Here is a 20,134-nt window from a genome sequence, read left to right on the forward strand (position 1 = left end):
TGGAAAAACGGCGGATGCCCCCGCAGTCAGGCCAGCACCGTGGCATGGGCCACCTGCGCATCCACCCAGCCGGCATATTCTGCGGACCCCTGCAGCGCCTGCACCACCAGTTGCGGCAGCGCATAAGGATGTTGCGCCCGCAAAAGCGCCAACAGCGGGTGCAGCGCGCGCGCCACGGTCTTGCAGACCAGTCGGAATTCACGGTCCTCCTGCGAGGCGCCCTGCCAGCGGAAGTAGGCCGTGATCGGCTCCACCTGCACACAGGCCGCCAGCCGCGCCTGCAAGACCAGCTGCGCCAGCCGCCGCGCTTCCGCTTCGGTGGCCACCGTGGTGGTGACAACGAGAATGTCGCAAAGGGCGGTCGGCTCGGTCATGCGCGTCTCCCGAAGTTGGGCGCTGCAGTCTGCCATAGCGTCCTGGGAAGCGCCAGCCGGTGGTTCTCCACGCCCCTCCCTTGACGGCTCCGTGCGCCGTATCCATCTGCCAATGGAGAACTTCTAGCCGCTTTCAATGGCAGGCGCTGCGCGTCACCCTGCCCAGGCCATAGGGTGTGTTAGATTTTGTTCACTATTCATGCGTTAGCTGGGCCTGTCGCTCGTTGTTTGCGAGTCAAAGCAATTCAGCAGACAAATCCTCAAAGAAAAAATGACGGCTCAACGCGCACTTTTCACCATCTGCTCGAACAACTATGTGCCGATGGCCAAGGTCTTGCTGGAGAGCATCCAGCGGCACCATCCAGAAGCCGATGTATATCTGTGCCTGGCCGACGACGTGCAGCCGGAGATGGTGGACTATCCCGATGCATGCCAGGTGATTGCGGCCACAGACCTGAATATCGATGATTTCCGCGGATTCGCATTTCGCTACGACATCATGGAATTCAACACGGCCGTCAAGCCCTTCATGTTCCGCGCGCTGCGGGACCGGGGTCATGAGCACGTCGTCTATCTCGACCCAGACATCGAGGTATACGCGCCGCTGGACAAGGTGTTCGCGTTGCTGGAAGCCGGCGCCTCGTTTGTCCTGACGCCGCACATGACGAAGCCCGCCGAGCGGAGCGACTTTCCCGATGACGTCGGCATCATGCGCGCCGGTGTCTACAACCTTGGTTTCCTGGGAGTCGGTGCCGCGCAGGAAACAGAAGAGCTGCTGCGTTGGTGGTCGCGCCGGCTGCAATATGACTGCGTCAACGAGCCGGATTCCGGCCGATTTGTCGATCAGAAATTCATGGATCTGATCCCCGGCTTTGCCGCCAAGGCGCAGATTCTGCGGGATACCACATACAACGTGGCCTACTGGAATCTCCACCAGCGGACATTGACGGGCGAAGCGGGTGCGTGGCTGGTGGACGGCGAGCCTCTGTGTTTTTTCCACTTCAGCGGCATTGATCCACTCAACCCGCAACGGTTGTCGAAATACACCCAGGCATTTCGCGACGCAGACATCTCGCATCCGCTGGCAAACCTGATGCATCGCTATGCGTCCCGGGTGCTCGCCAATGGCCACGGAGACATTCCTGTCGGCGCATACGCTTATGGGCGATTTGCCTCTGGCACTCCCATTCCGAAATTTGTACGCCGCATGTTCCGTGACCGCCATGTGCGCTGGCTAGGCGGCGATCCATTCGCCACTTACGAGGACTACTTGCATTTGCCAAGTCCCGACGCATGCAGCGGGGCCTCGGGTCAGGCCACGCGCCTGCTGACAGAAATACACCGCAGCGAGCCGGGGCTTCGACATGCATTCGATCTCTCGACAGCACAAGGTGTCGACAGATACCTGGACTGGTTCAGAACCCACGGGCGACCCTGGTTCGACGGCAGAGCCATCATGGCCCCCAGGCAGCCCATCGATGCACCGTCCACAACCGCTATGGACGCCCTCCCTTTGCAGTGCACGAACAAAGGTCCCTCGGTCACGGTGGTGGGTTACCTGCGGCTGGCGTTGGGCGTTGGCGAAGCAGGTCGACAGATGTTGCGTGCGCTCGACCACGGCCAGATCCCGGTATGCGGCCTGCCGGTTCGCATCAGCGCGTTGTCCAGTGAACTGGAACAGTCTCTGGAAGGACTTTTTGTTGGCCAATCGTCCTCCCCCATCGAGGTCTTCAACGTCAATGCGGACCAGTTGCCCCTCGTCGTCAAAACACTCGAATCCTCCTTGAATTCCGGGGCTTGGCGGGCGACGATGCCCTTTTGGGAACTGGAGAATTTTCCCGCCCCTTGGCTCAAGGCATTCGATCTTGTGGATGAGGTGTGGGCGCCCACGCAGTACATCCAGGCCATGCTGGAAGGCAGAATCGACAAGCCTGTGCGCTACATGCCGCTGATGCTCACTTTCGAAACCCCGAAAGCCGGTGAACGGATGCAGTTCGGATTGGACGATGGTGCTTTCATATTCTTCTTTTCCTTCGATTGCCTGTCATTTGTGGAGCGCAAGAATCCGATGGCGGTGGTCCGGGCGTTTCGCCGTGCGTTTCGCCAAGATGCGCCAGTTGCGAAAGTCCGGCTGGTCATCAAGGCTCTGAACGCGGACAAATTGCGTGGCCCGCAGGCCGCACTGTTGCAGGAGTTGCGCGGCGATCCGGATGTCCAGCTGATTGAAGACACCCTGAGTCGGAGCGCCACCTTGCAACTCATCGGCTGCTGCGATGCGGTCGTGTCGTTGCACCGCAGCGAAGGCCTGGGCTTGCTGATCGCAGAAGCGATGGAGCTGGGCAAGCCGGTCGTTGCCACCGACTATTCCGCCACCACCGAACTGGTATCCAACCAGACAGGCTGGCCTGTTGATTACACGCTGGTTGCAGTACCCGAAGGCCACTACCCATTTCACGCCGGCCAGATGTGGGCCGAACCGGACGAAACGCATGCGGCGTGGCAAATGCGCTCGGTGTATCTTCATGCGGACGAAGCCGCGCGCCGTGCGCGCAATGCCCGGGATTTGCTGCACAAGCAGCATGGGCCGGCCGCATGTGCGCAACGGCTGCGCAGCCGAATTGCCGAAGTACTCGCACTGCAGTGCACCAAATAGCGTGCGCTGAATGCAAACGCCGCCCCGCGTCGCAACGACACATCTCAGCCTATAGCAATTCGAAGCAGGACACGTGATGGATGAACTAGCAAAAAACACATGCGCCGAATCTGCATGCATGGCGAACGCCCCGCAGACCTCCGGGGTCGCGGCACGCTCCATTCCGTCCGGTAAAAATTCTGCCCACATGGAGCAGGCGCCTCTGCGCGCCTCAGCTTTGGAGCATCGCCGGATTGAACTAGACCTGATCGACACACGCGAGGAATGCAGACGGCTCGCGCGCGCTGGCGCCGAAATGCACGACGAGATTCTGGCACTCAATCGCGCCCTGCTGGCGGCAAGGCAACAGGTTCAGATCCTGCTGGTGAATCAGCGAGAGCTGGAGCAATTGCGCGCGACACGGCACTCCCTGCAAGCTCAAGTGGACGCGCTTGTGCGGTCTGGCTCCTGGCGCATTACCAAGCCGATACGCATGATCTACAGCCTGCTATCCAGCCACTCCTGACACCCTGCCGTGAACATAAGGCAGCGCAAAGGTTCCCAAGAGCACCAAGCCAATCACGGCAAAGTTGAACCGGTAGTGCCGCTGCAGATGCAGCAAAGGATGGGGTGCGAGCCGTGACTGAAACACCTGCCACGTCTTGAGACCATGCAACAGATAAGCCGCCAATGACAGACTCAGCAACAGTGGATGCTGCTCCATGGCGGCCCAGACTGCGACAAGCCCATAGGCAGCGCTAAACAGCACGAAGGCCGCGATGGAGGTGGCATTTTTTCCGAACGCCACCGCGTTGGTCAAAATACCATTTGCTGCATCCGCGTCATGTCCGCGCACTTCATGCATCAGGTGGCCAGCCGCAAACACGACACCGAAATAGCACGCAAAAACAAGGCTCTGAGGGTTCAGTTCGCCAATCGCCAGATAGCCCAGCAAGAAATGCAGGATGCCACCGGCCAGATGCAGCAGCGAACTGGCAATGGGGATGCCTTTGAGGTGCCACCGGGGTGAAGAGTAGAACGTGCTGGTCAGCAGCATGCCGCCGGCGACCCACAACGAATGCAATCCAAGATACGCCGAGAATGCCAACCCCAGAACCGCCCACAGTTGCGCCATGCACCACATTGCCCGCCTGGATATGCCGAGCGACAAGAAGGTACGCGTACTTCGATTCGGATCCTGGAGGTCACCGTCAATACCCGCCCAGTCGTTGAGCACGATGATGTGCGCCACGAGGCAGGCGCTCGCACACACCAATGCCACCAGCGTGCACAGCGTATCGGTCCCGGAACGTTGGACACTGCGATCAAGCGCAAACACAAATCCCATCAAAGGCGTGCCTTGAAGCACTGCGACTTCGTCCATCCGCACGCACTGCAGCCATCGGAACCAGGCAGGTGTCCGCATCCCACACCCCATCAATGAGAGGAAGCAACGTTCTTGCGCGCCTGCTCGTTGGCGGCGAACAAACGAAGCCACAGCGCAAGCCCCAGCTCTGGAGACCAGTAGTAGCGGCTGACGGTCGCCGTGAGATCATTGTGGAAATACAGTACCGGTGATTGCCACACGCGTTCAAATCCCTTGGCCGCGATTGTCCGCAGGAGCTTGTCGTTGTCCTTGAGCCGGCTCCGACCCGGCCTCGCCTCCGTCAGGTGGATGCCTTCAATGACCTTCAACCAGAGCTGCTGATCCGGATCCTGCACGGCGAGTAATGACTCTGGCAACTTCAACGGGCAGCCCATGGCCTGCAGGGCAGGCAACCGCCACATCACCGCGGCAGGTGCGCGTTGGTAATAGACCCACAGTGACGGATCCTGGGAGTGCGACTGCAAGACTTCACACAGTTTCCGCGCCGCCAGGGAATCGACTTGGTCCAACCACATCAGGACATGGATCTGAATACCTATGTCCGCAGGATTGGGGTTCTTGCCCGGATCGATGCACTCGTAGCGATCCTGGGCGGCCAGCCAAGTACGGTAAAGACCCTCTGGAGTCTTGAATGCCTCTAGCGTCGCACGGGCCTTTTCCTGCAACTTGCCGTCCAGCGCGGGGGCAAGGCGCCAGACCAGCGCCGTGTCGTCAGCATCGGGAGTGATTCTGCAGCCCAATACACCATGCGAAGGAAGATCGGGACGGCCGTGGTAACGCACAAGACCGGTCTCCTCGATCTGTTCGGAAAGAAAGCGTTTGGCCTTGTCCAGCGTGCCAGACAATTTCAGGCTGGAACTTACGGGGCCCAGAAGGTCGACGATCGCCGCAGTCGAAAATACGTTCAGCTCCGAATGGGGCTGCCGGAAATGCACCTCGCTGGTGTAGTCAGTCAGCCAATACCCCCCACTATCCTGTTGGTATTCGAGCGTCGAGGTGGCGAACTTTGCCATCTCGGAGATGGACATTTCATCGGACCACCGGGGAGGCGCTGCAGCGGGTTCAACCAAAAAGACTTTGGAGACGAGACGCTGGGGGGCTGACGCCGGGCTTTTGGACGGCAACACCACGGAGATTCTGTGTTCGCCTGCTGACAGGCCGCGCACCGCAATGCTCGCCCTCCATCCACTGGCAGCGGTGACGCCCAGGACCTTCTCAACGTCCGGGCGTCTGAAGAAAGAGCTGATACCCGCCTCTCGCCGGTCATCCAGCCAGAGCTCAAGATTTCCCGGGACCTTGTTCCCCGAGGATATCCAACCGACCACGTCGAGACCCCGGTTCGGGTGAACGCGAATCGCATCAATGGCCCCTCGCCACGGGACCTCCATCAAAGCCGCGGCGTGAGCAGCGGGAACCGGCAGTTCGAATGCCTGGAGGATCCAGGGCATTGCCTGGGGGTTCGAGCGGACCAGCGCACTGAATACAGGCCGACTGGAGGTCAAAAGCGCGGCCGGAAAAGATATCTTCCAGGTTCCGGTATTCCGGGCGCCCACATCTTCGTCTTGGCGGTACCCAAAATCGGACGTGCCACCGGACACTCGCACCCCGTCGATCAGCAGGTGCACATCGAAAGGCTGGCGGCTTCCGAAAAGAGCCCATCCTTCCACCGTGGCGAGTCCCTCGTGAGAAATGTTCAATCGGTCGATTGATCCGGACAACCCAGGAAACAGATCATTGAAAAACTTGGGGCGGGCCAACCACGGAGAATGTTCGGTCATCCACGCGGCACGTTCGGATATCGCCACCCGCTGGCTGGCATCCTGCGGAGGATGGGCACTGAGGTATTCCGAGTGGGCGCTGCCGGTGTACCCAAAGGCCCCGATTGCCGAACTGGCGACGGCAAACAGGCCGAGCGCCACAAACACTCTCCGCGCATTGACCCCCAAACCCTCGACGACAGGGGGCAGCATCCAAAACAGGATCGGCAGCAGATCGGTCAGAAACCGGGGGCCCCAGCTGACACCGGAACTCCAGTTCACCGCGGCATAGAAAACAACTTGCAGCACAACCCCTCCCGCCAGCAACAGCGACAGCAAACGCAAAGACGGTTGACGGGCCTGATGAAGGAAGCCAGGCAGAGCAAAAAGCAGGAACGGAGAGAATACGAACAACCCTTGCACCGGGCTGAACAAAAGTCCACCCACGCCCTTGAGGGTATTCAGCAGAGAGATATCAAGTTTTTGTCCTTGCAGGGCCAAGCCATAGCCGCCGATCCAATTGCCTACCACCCCCAAGTTGTAGGCCAACGTTGCCACCACGGGAACGACAGCACCCACGACAAAGAATTTGAAATTTCCCCGATCTTTGAGAAGCGCATGGATTGCAAAGCCTGCAGCAAGAATGGCATCGGGTTGCCTGTTGCAAGCCAACAGGGCACACAGCAGGCCCGTCACGGCTGCGCACGAACGCGTGCGTCGTGGCAAGACGGATAGCCACAGCAACCCGATCACCAGCAACTGGCCGATGCCATGCATCCACAATGCCTGGCTGCTGATGACCCACGTGGATGTACCCCATCCAAACAACAGTGCCAGCCAAGCGGCCGTCTTGGTGTCGGATTGCCGCCGAAGCAGCAAGAACATCAAGGCGACACTGATACTGGCGATGAGCGAGGCGGCAAGCTTTTCCATGATGCGGCCTACGCGCTCTACGCGCTGCACCGCCCAATCGGTGGCATTCAGGTACAGGACCGCAGGTAGATAAAGCGGCGCGGCCAGTACGGGCGTTACCGGAGGATACATCGAGACGAGGTGGCCATCAGCAGTCCTGAGCATCCACCAAGCCTCACCGATCTGGCCCGGCTTCTGTGGAGGACGAAGACCTTGGGCCACATGCAGCGCAACGGGATCAAGGGTCAAGGTGCCATGCTTCCAGATCGACAGCGGCAAATACCGGGCTGCGTAAGTGTCTGCGGCTCCGATCGTTCGCAAGTTGATGTTGAATATCAGCAAGCCGGCGCAAAAAAGCAGCAACGCCACCACCCCATCTCTGCCCAAGCGCAACCAAAGGCCAGGCTTGGGGGGTGTTCGCTCAAAAGTTGCCAAATGGCGCATATCTAGGTTCATCGTCTTGTCAGAAACGCATTGGCGTGCATGGCTTCGCCCCGAGGAGTGGCCCGCACTGACAGCATCAATCCGGCGGACACCAGGCAAGCCTCGTGAAAATCAGGGCACCACGACATGCCAACGGGACGCTTGGGCAAGCGACTTCAGTGTAACAATCTGCAGCGTGCATAACGGGAAAATGGGCTGCTCCCATGCCGGTGGCTGAACGTTGCAATCATCATGATGAGCGCACTCGAACTGCTATTTTTCGACAATCGGTCCCCATGAAAAAAAGAGCCGAGGAGATCCTAATTACCGGTGCAAAAATGGCTCTCGCTCGTACAAAACTGTATGGAAATGCCGCTCGTTTTTCTCCGTCGAGCCTGCTCGTATGTCTGAACTGTGTCCCAATCTCGTTGTCCTCATGCCCGTCTATGAAGACCGGGAAGCATGTTCGCTCCTGTTGCAGCACTTGGACGAGCATGTTCACAGCCCGTATTCTGTAGTGATCGTGGACGACGGGTCCCGCCGCTATCCGTTTGAATTCGAGCGGGGGGTGCATTCCCACATGGATGGACATCTATTGCGTCTGCACGACAATTTCGGCCATCAAATAGCCATTTCGGTGGGTTTGCGGTTCATAGCAGAGCATATACACGATGATCAATTGGTGGTGATCATGGACTCTGACGGAGAAGATCTGCCCGAAGCCATCGAGAGGTTGATTGCAGGGCTAGAAGACGCGTCTGATGTCGCCGTCGCGTCAAGGGGCAGCCGCAACGAAGGAAGGCTCTTCCGACTTCTTTATGTGGGCTACAAAGTCCTTTTCCTCTGTTTGACAGGCAGGCGCATGAACTTCGGCAACTTCATGCTGCTGCGCGGATCCGCTGTCAAACGGCTCTGCACCATGCCCACGCTGGCGAGGCACATTGCCGCAACAGTGCTCGTGTCGGAGCTGCGGGTACAACGCATCCGCGTGGATCGTGGACACAGATACGCGGGCCGCTCCAAGATGAATCTCCCGCGACTGGTGCAGCATGGCATTGCCTCGTTCTCGGTCTTTGCAATAGTGGCAAGGCGCCGACTCGCCGTGGCCACGGCTGTATTCGGGGGGCTGGCGATAGGATGCGGCCTAGCCTTCGGCACGTTCATCGTCGGACTGGATCAAGGAAACTTCTCGCTAGGGGTTGCAACGGCGACCGCAATCTTCATTGCAGCATGTGCGGCTGCCGCGTCGTTAAATATTGCCTCACATCTGGCAAAACACCACGGGCCTTTAAAGGCTCTCATCCAATTCGAAAAATCGTCCAAGATACCGGTCGAGACAATTGACGATATCCCCCCGGTGTTCCACCAACAGGAATACGGCCTCCCCCAATCGATGGCCGATCCAAGCTCAATTGCCAAAGGTACCCAGCCTTCTTTTCCGCAGCAACTCCCAGTCTGATGCGTCGATTCATCCTGTCAATGTCGGGGGTTTTACTGTATATAGTGATCGCAGTGATTACTTATTGGCTTTACATTCACTCGGTCAAAGTTGATGTCGTGCTATATGCCGCAATCTGGGCTTGTTGCTTGGCCCTTCTGGTTTATGCCGCAATTATATTGGCACTACCATTTTCCAGCCAATTCAGCTCACTCGAGAAGGCACAGAATATTTCAATCTGCGCACTGATAGGCTATGCAATGGCCTTGACATTCCCAACAGTCATTGATCGCTCACTGTCATTTTATATTCTTGAAAAACTCCAACAGCGTGGTGGTGGCATTCAACATCAACGCCTGGATTTGGTTTTTCGTGAAGAGTATTTTCGCGAGCACCGCCTGATGGATGTTCGGATTACCGAGCAAATGCAGTCTGGCACCGTTTTTATTGATCAAACAAATTGCCTACGGCTCACTTCACGCGGGGAACACCTGGCAAGCTTCAGTCGTTTTTTTCGCTCTAATTTTCTTCCCCCGCAGAGGCTTATTTCCGGAACCTACTCAAAGGACCTCATCGATCCTTTTGCGCACAAGACTGCCATACCCCGCTATCTTTGTGAGAAATGAATTGAGCAAACAAGCTTCAAACAAGCACATGACCGAAAATTTTTACCAAATTAATCTGGTGACTTGTGGCATTTACGGGAGTAAATTTTGAATATTGAAAAAGCGAAGCAACTGGTCGCTTCTGTGAAGCACTGGCATCATGCTTTTGAAATCTATCCAGGTCTTTTCACACCTGGAACCTATGATCCACGTTTTCTCCTCAATGACATTTCCTTCCCCCCAGATCTTCGAGGTCAGCGGGTACTTGACATCGGCCCTTCAGACGGATTTTTCTCTCTCGCAGCTCACAGACTGGGTGCTGAAGTTGTCGCCATTGACTATCGGAGCAAAGATGCCCATGGATTTGGAGTGATGGAAGAAATCTCGGGGCGAGATTTCCAATACCACCGTGCCAATGTCTATGACCTGAATGTCAAAGAGCTGGGGACATTTGATCACGTACTTTTTCTCGGTGTCCTGTACCATTTACCAGATATGGTGAAGGCACTTGGAATTGTTCGATCCCTTTGCCACGGGGTGATGTACCTCGAAAGCCATGCGGCGAATGATCTGCCCACGAACGAAGCCCAGGCTCGCTATTACCGTAGCAATACCCTTGCGGCAGATATCACCAATTTTTGGTCGCCCAATCCCGCATGCATACATGATATGGCGTTTGATAGCGCCTTTGATCTCGTCTCTCATAGAACATGGAGCGACCGTTACTTCGGCCGTTTCACGATCAATGAGGAACCGGTGCGCAAACGAAAGCTCCAACTGGGCTACGGGCTGCTCCAATAGTCTCGACCGCTCGCCGAAGTCATCCGCACATCCACCTCATGAAAGACCAAAAAGGTTGTTCACCTTCACCTGCTCCTCAGCACGGGCAGGCGCGGGTTTTGGCGGTCCTTGACATTCCTGGACTGGGTTCATCGCAAGCCCAGGGGGATTGACGCCACCACTACTGTCGATGTGACAGAAATCGGCAACCACGACCGTCGAGAAAGGTGCCTCCCACCCCGAACAACCGGAGGGGAACTCCGGGTTTAGCACTCACTCATAGAGAGTGCTAACATCATGGCTTAGAGGAAAGGATTCCCGGAATGAACATTCAATCTGGAACCGCGACGACGACTTTGGCGCCCGCCAACCCCTGGGCGCTGGTGCCCCCGCTGGGCAATCTGGATGCCTACATTTCCGCTGTCAACCGCCTGCCGCTGCTCACCCACGAAGAAGAGCAGACGTATGCACGCCAGCTCAAGGACCACAACGACCTGGACGCCGCCGGACGGCTGGTGATGTCGCACCTGCGCCTCGTGGTGTCGATTGCGCGCCAGTACCTGGGCTACGGCCTGCCGCATGGCGACCTGATCCAGGAAGGCAACGTCGGCCTGATGAAGGCCGTGAAGCGTTTCGACCCCGACCAGGGCGTGCGCCTCGTGAGCTATGCCATGCACTGGATCAAGGCCGAGATCCACGAATACATCCTGAAGAACTGGCGCATGGTCAAGGTCGCGACGACCAAGGCCCAGCGCAAGCTGTTCTTCAACCTGCGCTCGATGAAGCAGGGTTTCAAGGCCGAAGCTTCCGCCGCGGATGCCGCGACGCACCGGGACACGCTGTCCGAGCAGGAAATCGACACCGTGGCCGCGCAGCTCAACGTGAAGCGTGAAGAAGTCATCGAGATGGAAACCCGCATGTCCGGTGGCGATGTGCTGCTCGACCCTGCACCTTCGGACGATGGCGAACAGGCGTTTGGCCCCATTGCATTCCTGGCCGATGCCTCGCATGAGCCCACTGCCATGATCGAGTCGCGCCAGCGCGATGCGCTCGCCACCGACGGCATCGCCACGGCGCTGGACAGCCTGGACGCGCGCAGCCGCCGCATCGTGGAAGAGCGCTGGCTCAAGGTCAACGACGACGGCACGGGCGGCATGACGCTGCATGAACTGGCCGCGGTCTATGGCGTGAGCGCCGAGCGCATCCGCCAGATCGAGGTGGCCGCCATGAAGAAGATGAAGAAGGCGCTGGCCGACTACGCCTGAATGCCCGCGGGGGCGCGTTAATATCCCGCTTGTGCAGAAGTTGCCTCGAGGGGCCCCAGTTCTGGGGCCCCTTGTCGTTATGGCCCCGAACTTTTTTTGGAGGAGACCCACCCCATGTCACGCCCCGTTTCCCGCCGCGCATCGCTGCTGATCGCCCTGGCCGCCGCATCCCCCTGGGCACTCGCCCAGAACACCGCCAGGCCTTCGGCCCCCGCCGCGGCCGCGCAGGCCTGGCCGAACAAGCCGCTGAAGATCATCGTGGGCTTTCCGGCCGGCACCTCGCCCGACCTCACCGCGCGCGCTTTCTCGGAACCCCTGTCCAAGGCCCTGGGCCAGCCGGTGATCGTGGAAAACAAGGTGGGGGCAGGCGGCAACATCGGCGCCGACGCGGTGGCCAAGGCGCGCGATGACCACACCATCGGCCTGATGATCAACGGCAACATGACCATCGCCAAGATGATCAACCCTGCCGTGCCCTACGATCCGCTCAAGGACTTGGCGCCGCTCAGCCTCATCGGCACGTCGCCCCTGGTGCTGACCGCGCCCGTCACGCAGCCGGGCGTACCCGCCAACAGCGACGCGCGCGACTTCTTCGTGGCGGCGCGCAACGGCGGCGACAAATGGAGCTATGGCACACCGGGCGTGGGCACCGTGGGCCACATCGGCACCGAGCTGCTGAAGTCGCGCAGCAACATCAACCCCGTGCACGTCCCGTATCCGGGCTACCCGCAAGTCGCCAATGCCATGCTGGGCGGCCAGCTGCAGATGGCGCTGCTGCCCCCGGCGCTCGCCCAGGCCCAGGTGCGCGCCGGCAAGCTGCGCGCCATCGGCGTCACCTCGGCGGGCCGCAGCCCGCTGGCACCCGATATCCCGAGCCTGTCGGAAGCCGGTATCCGGGGCTTCAACCTGGAAATCTGGAATGCGTTTGCCGCGCCGGCCACGATGCCCAAGCCACTGCAGGCCAAGCTGGCCGCCGTGATCAGCGAGATCGCCCGCAGCGAAGACATGCGCAACAAGCTCTTTCAGCAGGGATGGCAGGTGGCAGGCACCTCGCCCGAGGGGCTGGCCAACCGCATCAAGGCCGACACCAGCCTGCTGGGCGGCGTGATTGCGATGCGCGGGATCAAGGCGGAGTAGAGTCCCACAGGCCATCGGCGGGCGGCATACATTTTGTTGCAGCGCGCCATGAACCCGGGTAAGGTCCATGGATCCTGCCCGGGTTTTTTGTTCCGGGCCCTGCCGCCCCGGAACCCCACGCCCGCATGCCCCATCGCCGTACCACCCCATCCCTGCCTTCCGGTGGCGGGTGCTGCCTCTGCGCAGGACAGCAGCAGTGCCTGCTGGGCCGGCAAGACGAAAAACGGCGCGCTGGCTGGAAGCCCCTTCTGGTGGAGCGTCCGGTGCGCAAGGGCGAGTTGCTGTTGCGGCAGGGGCAATCGGGGCAGAAGACGTTCAAGATCGTCAAGACCGGCATCGTCGTGGTGCTGTGCAGCGGCGAGGACGGCGTGGAGCGGCCGATCGGCCTGTTCGGCGCCGGGCAGCCCCTGGGCTCGACGGCGCTCGTGCAGGAACCGGCAGCCGTGTCCTGCCGGGCGCTGACCGCAGGGCGCATCTGCGAGGTGCCCGTGGAAGCGGTCCTCCAGCAGGGGCTGCTGGATTCCGAGTTGCTGCGGGGGCTTGCGCAAAGCTACGCCCACACGAACGCCCGCCTGGCCGACTGGGCACGCATCGCCCGCATCCGTGGGGTGACGGGGCAGCTGGCGGCCACCCTGCTCCAGCTGGCCAACCTGCAGCGCAGCTCCCTGGTGCGGCTGCCCAGCCACCAGGTGCTGGCCGATCTTCTCTCCACCACCCGGGAAACCATTGCGCGCACGCTGCGCCAGCTCGCGCTGCGCCATGGGCTGGTGCGCCGCGACCGCTGGCATTGTGAAATCCAGCGCGATGTCCTGATCGGGCTGGCGGGCGGCCCGGCGCAACAAACCGGCACCTAGCCTCCGCGCGCGCAGCCCTTACAGAACGGCGGAATCCTCGCTCGCCCGTTGCGCCAGCAGAAGCTGCGCGACGTGGGCTGGCGCCACCGCCCGGGAGTACAGCCACCCCTGGTAGGCATCGCAGCCGTACTGCGCCAGCAGGCCCAGCTGTTCCGCAGTTTCGACCCCTTCGGCCACGACGTGCAAGCCCAGTGTCTTGGCCAGCACGATGATGGCCTGCACGAGGACCGCATCGCCGTTGCTGTGCAGCAGAGGGTGGATGAACTCGCGATCGATCTTGATCCGGGAGACCGGCAAGTGCTTCAGGTACGCCAGGGATGAATGGCCCGTGCCGAAGTCGTCCAGGGCGATGCACACGCCCAGCGCCTGCAGGCGGCACAGCACATCGCGGGCCTGCGCGGGGTCCGCCATGGCCTCGGATTCGGTCACCTCGATCTCCAGCAGGTCGGGCCGCGCGCCATGAAGGGCCAGGCTGCGTTCGATCTGCTCCACCAGGTCGGTCTGGCGCAGCTGCTGCGCGGACAGGTTGATCGCCACGCGCAGCGGCAGGCCCGCCCGGTCCCATTCGGCGATCTGCTGGCACGCCGTGCCGATCACCCACGCACCCACGGCAAGGATCAGGCCCGTCGCCTCCGCCACGGGAATGAAACGGGCCGGGGGAACCTCGCCCAGCTGAGGATCGGTCCACCGCAGCAACGCCTCCACCGCCTGGATGCGGCCGCTGCCCACCTCCACCTGCGGCTGGTAGTGCAGATGGAGCCCGCCGTAGGCCAGGGCCAGCTTGAGGCGCTCGTGCAGTTGCAGCTTCTCCGCCATGCGGGCGCCCAGCGGCGGCTCGTAGAACGCGTAGTTCGCGCGGCCGGACTCCTTGGCGTGGTACATCGCCATGTCGGCATAGCGCATGAGGGTGGGGGCATCCTGCGCGTCCCGCGGGTACACGGCAATTCCCAGGCTCGCGCCGAAATCGAGTTCAAAGCCATGCATCTGAAAGGGCTGGCACAGCGCCGCGAGGACCTGGGCGGCCACCTGTTCCACATCGCGGACCTGCGCGATCTGCGGCAGCAGCACGGTGAATTCGTCCCCACCCAGCCGTGCCAGCGTATCGCCGCCGCGCAGGACACTCTTGAGCCTGCGCGCCACTTCCACAAGCACCCGGTCCCCCGCGGCGTGTCCATAGCCATCGTTGACGGCCTTGAAGTCGTCCAGGTCCAGCACCAGCAGCGCAAAGGAATGGCCGCCAAGCGCCGCTTCGGCAATGGCCTGCTCCAGCCGCTGGCCGAACTGCCAGCGGTTGACCAGGCCGGTCAGGGTGTCGTGCGTGGCCTGGAAGTGCATCTGGGCCTGCAGCCTGCGCACCTCCGAGATGTCGCGCACGAAGGCCACGGCCGTGCCGCCCTGCGCGTCGGTGTAGCCCAGGGCGATATCCACCGGCACGGACCGGCCGTCCTTGCGGGCGATCCACAGATCCCGCCCCATCCCCATGGGCCGGCGCGACGGCGACTGGAAGTAGCTGTCCAGATGGCGTCCATGCGCTTCCCGCAAGGCGGGCTGCAGCAGGAGGCTGACGGGGCTGCCGCACAACTCATCGGCCGCATAGCCGGAGATGGACTCCATGGCCGCGTTGGCCATGACGATGCGGCCGCCGCGGTCCACCAGCAGGATGCCGTCGGGGGCCGCGTTCGTGGCGGCCAGGATCAGCGCGCCCTCGTCGGCCGGTGAAAGGGGTGCCGCGGCCATCACCCCAGGTCCTTCTTCATTCTTCATCCTTCATCGCGTCGGGCCCGGCCAGGCCCGTCCCCGCCGCCCCGCCACAATGACAGGCGGTTGCGCCGGGTGGCGTCTACGTACAAGCGCATCGATGCCAGATTCCTTTGAAAAATGGATGTCACCAGAGCACCTTGCCGCGCACGGGGGCAAGGCGCATCGCATGGAGCCATCCGCCAGCGGCGGCACAGGCCCTGGGGCCACTCTAGAGAATCACGCGGGCATTGGCATCCAGATGGCCCCGACCAGGGCCTGCAACTTGCCGCGAATGTGACGTATGTCGCGTTCCTGCCCCCCGGCGTGAGGCAAATCCACGACAAAAAGCCGGAGCAGGCGCCAGCAGCGCCCGGCGGCACATCCGGTCAGCCTGCTTCCGCCAGCAGCGCCTTCACGTCGGACGCCAGGGCCTGCGCTCCGCTGCCATAGCGGTTGTAGACGCGCAAGCGCCCTGCCGGGTCATAGACATAGCTGCCCGCCGAATGGTCCATGGTGTAGCTGGTGGGTGTCTTGCCGTCGACCTTCTTGTAGTAGATCTTGAAGTCCTTGGCGACGGCTGCCAGCTGCTCGGGCGAGCCGTACAGCGCCAGGAAGCTGGGGTCGAAGTTGGCCATGTAGGCCTTGAGCACCTCCGGCGTGTCGCGCTCGGGATCCACCGTCACGAAGATACCCTGCAGGCGGTCGCCGTCCTTGCCCAGCATCTTCTTGACCTCGGCCAGCTCCTGCATGGAAGTGGGACACACGTCGGGGCACTGCGTGAAGCCGAAGAAGACCACCACCACCTTGCCCGCGAAGTCCTTGATGTGGCGCGCCTGGCCGTTGTGGTCGGTCAAGGGGATGTCGCGGGCATAGTCCGCGCCGGTGATGTCCACGCCGCGAAACTCTGCCTTTTTCTCGGAACAGGCACTGAAAATGCCCGCAGCGCTTATGGATAAAGCGGCAACAGCTATCGTTTTAAGAGCACTTCTTTTGAGCATGGGCATGGTCGGGTTCACAGCACGTAATGGTCCACCAGGAGGGCTGCAAACAGAGCGCTCAGGTGAATGAGGGAAAAGCGGAAGGTCTTGCGCGCCAGCGCGTCCGAGTAGTTGCGCCACAGCGCGAAGCCGTAGCCGCAAAAGCCTGCGCTCAGCACCACGGCGGCGGCCAGGTAGATCCACGAACTCATGCCGTAGACGAAGGGCATCAGGCAGCCCGCGAACAGGATCAGGGTGTACAGGAATACCTGCAGGCGGGTGAACTCGTTGCCATGCGTCACCGGCAGCATGGGCAGGCCGGACTTGCGGTAGTCCTCCACCCGGTACAGGGCCAGCGCCCAGAAGTGGGGAGGCGTCCACAGGAAGATGATGAGGAACAGGATGAGCGCTTCCGGGCCCACATCGTTCGTCATGGCCGCCCAGCCCAGCACGGGGGGCATGGCGCCGGACGCGCCGCCAATCACGATGTTCTGCGGCGTGAGGGGCTTGAGGATCACCGTGTAGACGACCGCATAGCCCACGAAGGTGGCGAACGTGAGCCACATCGTGAGCGGGTTCACCCAGAAATACAGCAGCGCGGACCCCGCCGCGCACAGCACGGCCGAGAACAGCAGCGTCTGCGCGTTGGACAGTTCCCCCTTGGCCGTGGGGCGCCAGGCGGTGCGCTTCATCTTGGCGTCGATGCCCTGCTCCACGATGCAGTTGAAAGCGGCTGCCGCGCCGGCCACCAGCCACACGCCCGCGCAGGCCAGGGCCATCAGCCCCAGCTGCGGTGCGGAAGGAAGCCCAGGCACGGCCAGCACCATGCCGATGAGCGCACAAAAGACGATGAGCTGGACCACACGGGGCTTGGTCAGCGCATAGAACTGCGACAGGCGCGAGGGCGGGGAAACAACGGCGGGGGCAGCAGCACTCATGCGGACACTCTCGATGCGCCCGATGGCGCGGAAAACTCTTGGGGCGCGGATGCCGCGCGGCTGGACACCAGGGCCCAGGTCAATACCACCACCAGCGCCGCGGCGCCGCCGGTGTGCAGCACGGCGGCCACCAGCGGCCAGTCCAGAACCACGTTGGACAGGCCCGTGGCCAGCTGCAGCAGCGCAAGCCCCGCCAGCCAGCGGCACTGGGCGGGCAACACGTGCGCCCGCCGAAGGCCCCACCACACGATGCCCAACGCTGCGAGCACTGCATAGGCCATCAACCGGTGCGCATAGTGGATGGCCGTGAGGCCCGCGAAGCTGATGTGGCTGCCATCCTGCAGCATGCCCAGCGCGCGCCAGACCTGGAAACCCTGGCCAAAGTCCATCTCGGGCCACCAGCTCCCCTGGCAGGTGGGAAAGGTGGTGCACGCCAGCACCGCGTAGTTGGTGCTGACCCATCCGCCCAGCACCACTTGCAGGGCCACGAGCACGCTGGTGGCGACCAGGCCCCAGCGCAGCCCCGTCGAGAGGCGCACGGGCGTGCGGCCCTGGGCGCGGTGGGTATGGCGAACCGCCTGCACGCACAGCAGCGCCAGCAGCACCAGCCCCCCGATGAGGTGCAGCGTGACGATGGCTGGAAACAGCTTCATCGTCACCGTCAAGGCGCCAAAGGCCCCCTGCAGGCAGACCCAGAACAGCGTGAAGGTGGGCCACCACGGGCTGACGGGAGGCCCCTCGCCCCCGTCGCGGCGGGCCTTGCGGTGCTGCACCCAGGCCGACACGGTGAGCACGATGATGAGCACGCCCACGCCGGTGGCCAGGTAGCGGTGGATCATCTCGACCCAGGCCTTGCCATGGGTCACGGGGCCGGTGGGCATGGCCTGCTGGGCGGCGGAGATCTCGGTGTGCGCGCCCACGGGGCTGGCGCTGCCGTAGCAGCCGGGCCAGTCAGGACAGCCCAGGCCCGAATCGGTCAGGCGCGTGAAGGCGCCGAACAGCACCAGGTCGAAGGTCAGGAACAGGGTGAGCACGGTCAGCGCCTGCAGGCGCCGCATGGGAGAGCTGCCACGGTTGCGCAGACCGACCCAGGCCAGGGGGCCGAGCGCTATCAGCACGCCCAGCAGCATGAGCCGGGCGATGGGCGCCAGATCGTAGAGCGGCTGGGCGTCCATCACGGCTTTCCGGGGCGTCCGGCTTCATCCCAGGAAGACGACGCGCGCAACAGGCGTTCAAGATCCCGCTTGGCCTTGGCCGCGCCGGCCGTGTCCATCGCCGCAGGAAACCGCATCATCCAGTTGCCCATCGGGTCCACGACATACAGGTGCTCGGCGGACCGATGGCCTTCGGCGGGGGCCAGCCAGGCGCCCAGCGCGGCGCCGTCCACCCGCAGCACCGTCGCCTTCTGCAGGGCGGGCGCGAGCTCGGCCGGCACGCTGGCGGCATCATTCACCAGCCAGACCCAGTCCACCCGGTCTTTTTCCTTGCCCAGGCTTTCACGCAGCTGGCGCTGCAGGTACAGGTGCTTCTGGCAGTCCGCGTCGCAGGCACCGCCCGCCACGCTGACCAGGAGCCACTGCCCCTTCAGAGACGCCAGCGAGACGGCATTGCCGTCCAGCGACGTGGCGTCGACCTGCGGCATGGTGCGCTGGGGGTCGATCAGTTCGCCGTAGTTGCGGCGGCCCTCGGGGCGAACCACGTAGTAGGTGAAATACGAGGCGATAACCGGGGCCGCGCAGATGAGCAGGACGCCGAACATCTTCCATCGCCCATGGCGGGCACGCTGGGCCGTGGCCACGGCGCCGTCCGCCGGGGGCAGCGTGTGCACGGTGAGGCCCAGAGGGTGGTCCCCATGGGCCTCAGGCGGCAGGCTGGCTGCGCGGGCGAATGAAGCGTCGGACGATTTGGAACCAGACATAGAGAAGTGCAATCAGGCCGCAGAGCCCGAACCATTGAAATGCGTAACCGTAATGCTTGTCGACGCCCGCGCCGACCACGGGCCAGTCGCGTTGCAGCCCCTCGCCTGCTTCGCCCGTCTGCAACACCGTGAGGTTGGCGAGCGCAAGACCGGTTTCGGTGCGGAACGCTGCCAGGTCGAGATTTTGCCGGATGCGGGAAGACCCCTGTGCGCTATCGGCCCCCTGGAAGTCATACAGGCGCGAAGGCGGGAGCGCCACGCGGCCCTGCACGCGCACCACCTGGTCCTGCACGGTCTGCACCCGCGGCAGCTGCGTGCGATCCTGGAAGTTGCGAGCGGCCCAGCCACGCTGCACCAGCACCACCGCGCCGCTGCCTTCGGCCAGCTGCAGCGGTGTCAGCACGAAAAACCCGGGGCGGCCGTGCATCTGGCGGTTGTCAAGGTACACGGTGTGCTCCGGCAGCCACCGGCCTTCCAGCACCACGGCACGGTGCACGAGCGCTGCCGCATCCGGCTGCGCCGCGGCCGCGAGCAGCGTTCTGGCGTCGACGGCGGGCATGCGGCCACGCTCCTCCAGCATGGCTTGCAGGGCCTCCTTCTCCGCGGCGCGCGACAGCTGCCAGCGGCCGAGCGAGGCCGTGGACAGCATGCCGGCCACCGCAGCAAGGGTGATCAGCCAGAAACGCAGGCCCAGGGGACGACGTGACACTGTCACAGGATAATGTTCTCCATGAAATACCTCGTAGTGGTGGCGTTCATCGCCATTCTGGCCAGCCTGGCCTCCGCCCTGTTCTTCATGATGCGCAATGGCCGCAACGACAAGGCCAAGGGCAGCCACATGGCCAAGGCACTCGCGGTGCGCGTGGGGCTCTCCATCGTGCTCTTCCTGTGCATCCTGGTGGCGTGGAAGCTGGGCTACATCCAGCCCACCGGCCTGCCGGCCTCCCGTTGACCGGGGCCATGAAGCGGCAGTGGCCCAAGCCCCCGCATACCCCCT

General features: G+C 62.3%; 18 protein-coding genes. 9 read left to right on the forward strand and 9 right to left on the reverse strand.

Annotated features, from left to right (window positions below; translation table 11 throughout):
- Positions 1-26 precede the first annotated feature (26 nt).
- Complete coding sequence (gene cutA / locus AC07OD_RS25965; RefSeq protein ID WP_494598359.1) at positions 27-374, reverse strand: divalent-cation tolerance protein CutA; 348 nt, start codon at positions 372-374, stop codon at positions 27-29.
- 271 nt (positions 375-645) lie between these two features.
- On the opposite strand from cutA, the gene AC07OD_RS25970 reads away from it, so the two are divergent.
- Together AC07OD_RS25970 and AC07OD_RS25975 are read left to right on the forward strand one after the other, a co-directional pair.
- Positions 646-3,027 carry a glycosyltransferase gene (locus tag AC07OD_RS25970; protein WP_494598360.1) on the forward strand — a complete coding sequence of 794 codons (2,382 nt, stop codon included), beginning with the start codon at positions 646-648 and terminating at the stop codon, positions 3,025-3,027.
- Positions 3,028-3,103: 76 nt separating this feature from the next.
- Positions 3,104-3,532 (forward strand): hypothetical protein, encoded by a 429-nt coding sequence (locus AC07OD_RS25975; protein ID WP_218295930.1) that lies wholly within the window; start codon positions 3,104-3,106, stop codon positions 3,530-3,532.
- Here the strand turns inward: AC07OD_RS25975 and AC07OD_RS25980 are convergent.
- Together AC07OD_RS25980 and AC07OD_RS25985 are read right to left on the reverse strand one after the other, a co-directional pair.
- Positions 3,515-4,390 carry a UbiA family prenyltransferase gene (locus AC07OD_RS25980; RefSeq protein ID WP_218339566.1) on the reverse strand — a complete coding sequence of 292 codons (876 nt, stop codon included), beginning with the start codon at positions 4,388-4,390 and terminating at the stop codon, positions 3,515-3,517. The two genes, AC07OD_RS25975 and AC07OD_RS25980, sit on opposite strands and share 18 nt — an antisense overlap.
- Positions 4,391-4,443: 53 nt before the next feature.
- A complete protein-coding gene (locus AC07OD_RS25985; protein ID WP_494598361.1) occupies positions 4,444-7,518 on the reverse strand; it encodes a hypothetical protein in 3,075 nt (1,024 codons plus the stop codon).
- 403 nt (positions 7,519-7,921) lie between these two features.
- Here AC07OD_RS25985 and AC07OD_RS25990 point away from each other — a divergent pair, with 403 nt between their 5' ends.
- From AC07OD_RS25990 to AC07OD_RS26015, 6 genes are all read left to right on the forward strand, one after another.
- Positions 7,922-8,944, forward strand: coding sequence for a glycosyltransferase (locus AC07OD_RS25990; protein WP_494598362.1), 1,023 nt, complete (start codon positions 7,922-7,924; stop codon positions 8,942-8,944).
- Positions 8,944-9,549, forward strand: coding sequence for a hypothetical protein (locus AC07OD_RS25995; RefSeq protein WP_218295934.1), 606 nt, complete (start codon positions 8,944-8,946; stop codon positions 9,547-9,549). The genes AC07OD_RS25990 and AC07OD_RS25995 overlap by 1 nt, the downstream gene beginning before the upstream one ends.
- 87 nt (positions 9,550-9,636) lie before the next feature.
- Complete coding sequence (locus tag AC07OD_RS26000; RefSeq protein ID WP_218295935.1) at positions 9,637-10,329, forward strand: class I SAM-dependent methyltransferase; 693 nt, start codon at positions 9,637-9,639, stop codon at positions 10,327-10,329.
- A gap of 302 nt (positions 10,330-10,631) precedes the next feature.
- Positions 10,632-11,573, forward strand: a complete 942-nt coding sequence (gene rpoH, locus AC07OD_RS26005; RefSeq protein WP_494598363.1) for an RNA polymerase sigma factor RpoH — start codon at positions 10,632-10,634, stop codon at positions 11,571-11,573.
- A 114-nt stretch (positions 11,574-11,687) separates the two neighbouring features.
- Positions 11,688-12,710 (forward strand): Bug family tripartite tricarboxylate transporter substrate binding protein, encoded by a 1,023-nt coding sequence (locus AC07OD_RS26010; RefSeq protein WP_218295937.1) that lies wholly within the window; start codon positions 11,688-11,690, stop codon positions 12,708-12,710.
- Between the two features lie 125 nt (positions 12,711-12,835).
- Positions 12,836-13,564, forward strand: a complete 729-nt coding sequence (locus AC07OD_RS26015; protein WP_494598364.1) for a Crp/Fnr family transcriptional regulator — start codon at positions 12,836-12,838, stop codon at positions 13,562-13,564.
- 18 nt (positions 13,565-13,582) lie between these two features.
- Here AC07OD_RS26015 and AC07OD_RS26020 read toward each other — a convergent pair whose 3' ends face one another.
- From AC07OD_RS26020 to AC07OD_RS26045, 6 genes are all read right to left on the reverse strand, one after another.
- Positions 13,583-15,301, reverse strand: coding sequence for a putative bifunctional diguanylate cyclase/phosphodiesterase (locus AC07OD_RS26020; protein WP_369643192.1), 1,719 nt, complete (start codon positions 15,299-15,301; stop codon positions 13,583-13,585).
- A 389-nt stretch (positions 15,302-15,690) separates the two neighbouring features.
- A complete protein-coding gene (locus tag AC07OD_RS26025) occupies positions 15,691-16,308 on the reverse strand; it encodes an SCO family protein (protein WP_492807002.1) in 618 nt (205 codons plus the stop codon).
- Between the two features lie 8 nt (positions 16,309-16,316).
- Positions 16,317-17,219: a heme o synthase gene (gene cyoE, locus AC07OD_RS26030; protein WP_218295941.1), complete on the reverse strand. Its 903-nt coding sequence runs from the start codon at positions 17,217-17,219 to the stop codon at positions 16,317-16,319.
- A complete protein-coding gene (locus AC07OD_RS26035; protein ID WP_218295942.1) occupies positions 17,216-18,394 on the reverse strand; it encodes a COX15/CtaA family protein in 1,179 nt (392 codons plus the stop codon). Before AC07OD_RS26035 ends, cyoE begins: the two co-directional genes overlap by 4 nt.
- Positions 18,394-19,137: a redox-active disulfide-containing membrane protein gene (locus tag AC07OD_RS26040; protein ID WP_218295943.1), complete on the reverse strand. Its 744-nt coding sequence runs from the start codon at positions 19,135-19,137 to the stop codon at positions 18,394-18,396. Before AC07OD_RS26040 ends, AC07OD_RS26035 begins: the two co-directional genes overlap by 1 nt.
- The gene (locus AC07OD_RS26045; protein ID WP_494598365.1) at positions 19,079-19,852 is read right to left on the reverse strand and encodes an SURF1 family protein; all 774 of its coding nucleotides are present in this window, start codon (positions 19,850-19,852) and stop codon (positions 19,079-19,081) included. The genes AC07OD_RS26040 and AC07OD_RS26045 overlap by 59 nt, the downstream gene beginning before the upstream one ends.
- A gap of 15 nt (positions 19,853-19,867) precedes the next feature.
- On the opposite strand from AC07OD_RS26045, the gene AC07OD_RS26050 reads away from it, so the two are divergent.
- Positions 19,868-20,089 (forward strand): twin transmembrane helix small protein, encoded by a 222-nt coding sequence (locus tag AC07OD_RS26050; RefSeq protein ID WP_218295945.1) that lies wholly within the window; start codon positions 19,868-19,870, stop codon positions 20,087-20,089.
- Positions 20,090-20,134 lie beyond the last annotated feature (45 nt).

It is taken from the genome of Acidovorax sp. GW821-FHT10E03 (assembly GCF_059415205.1).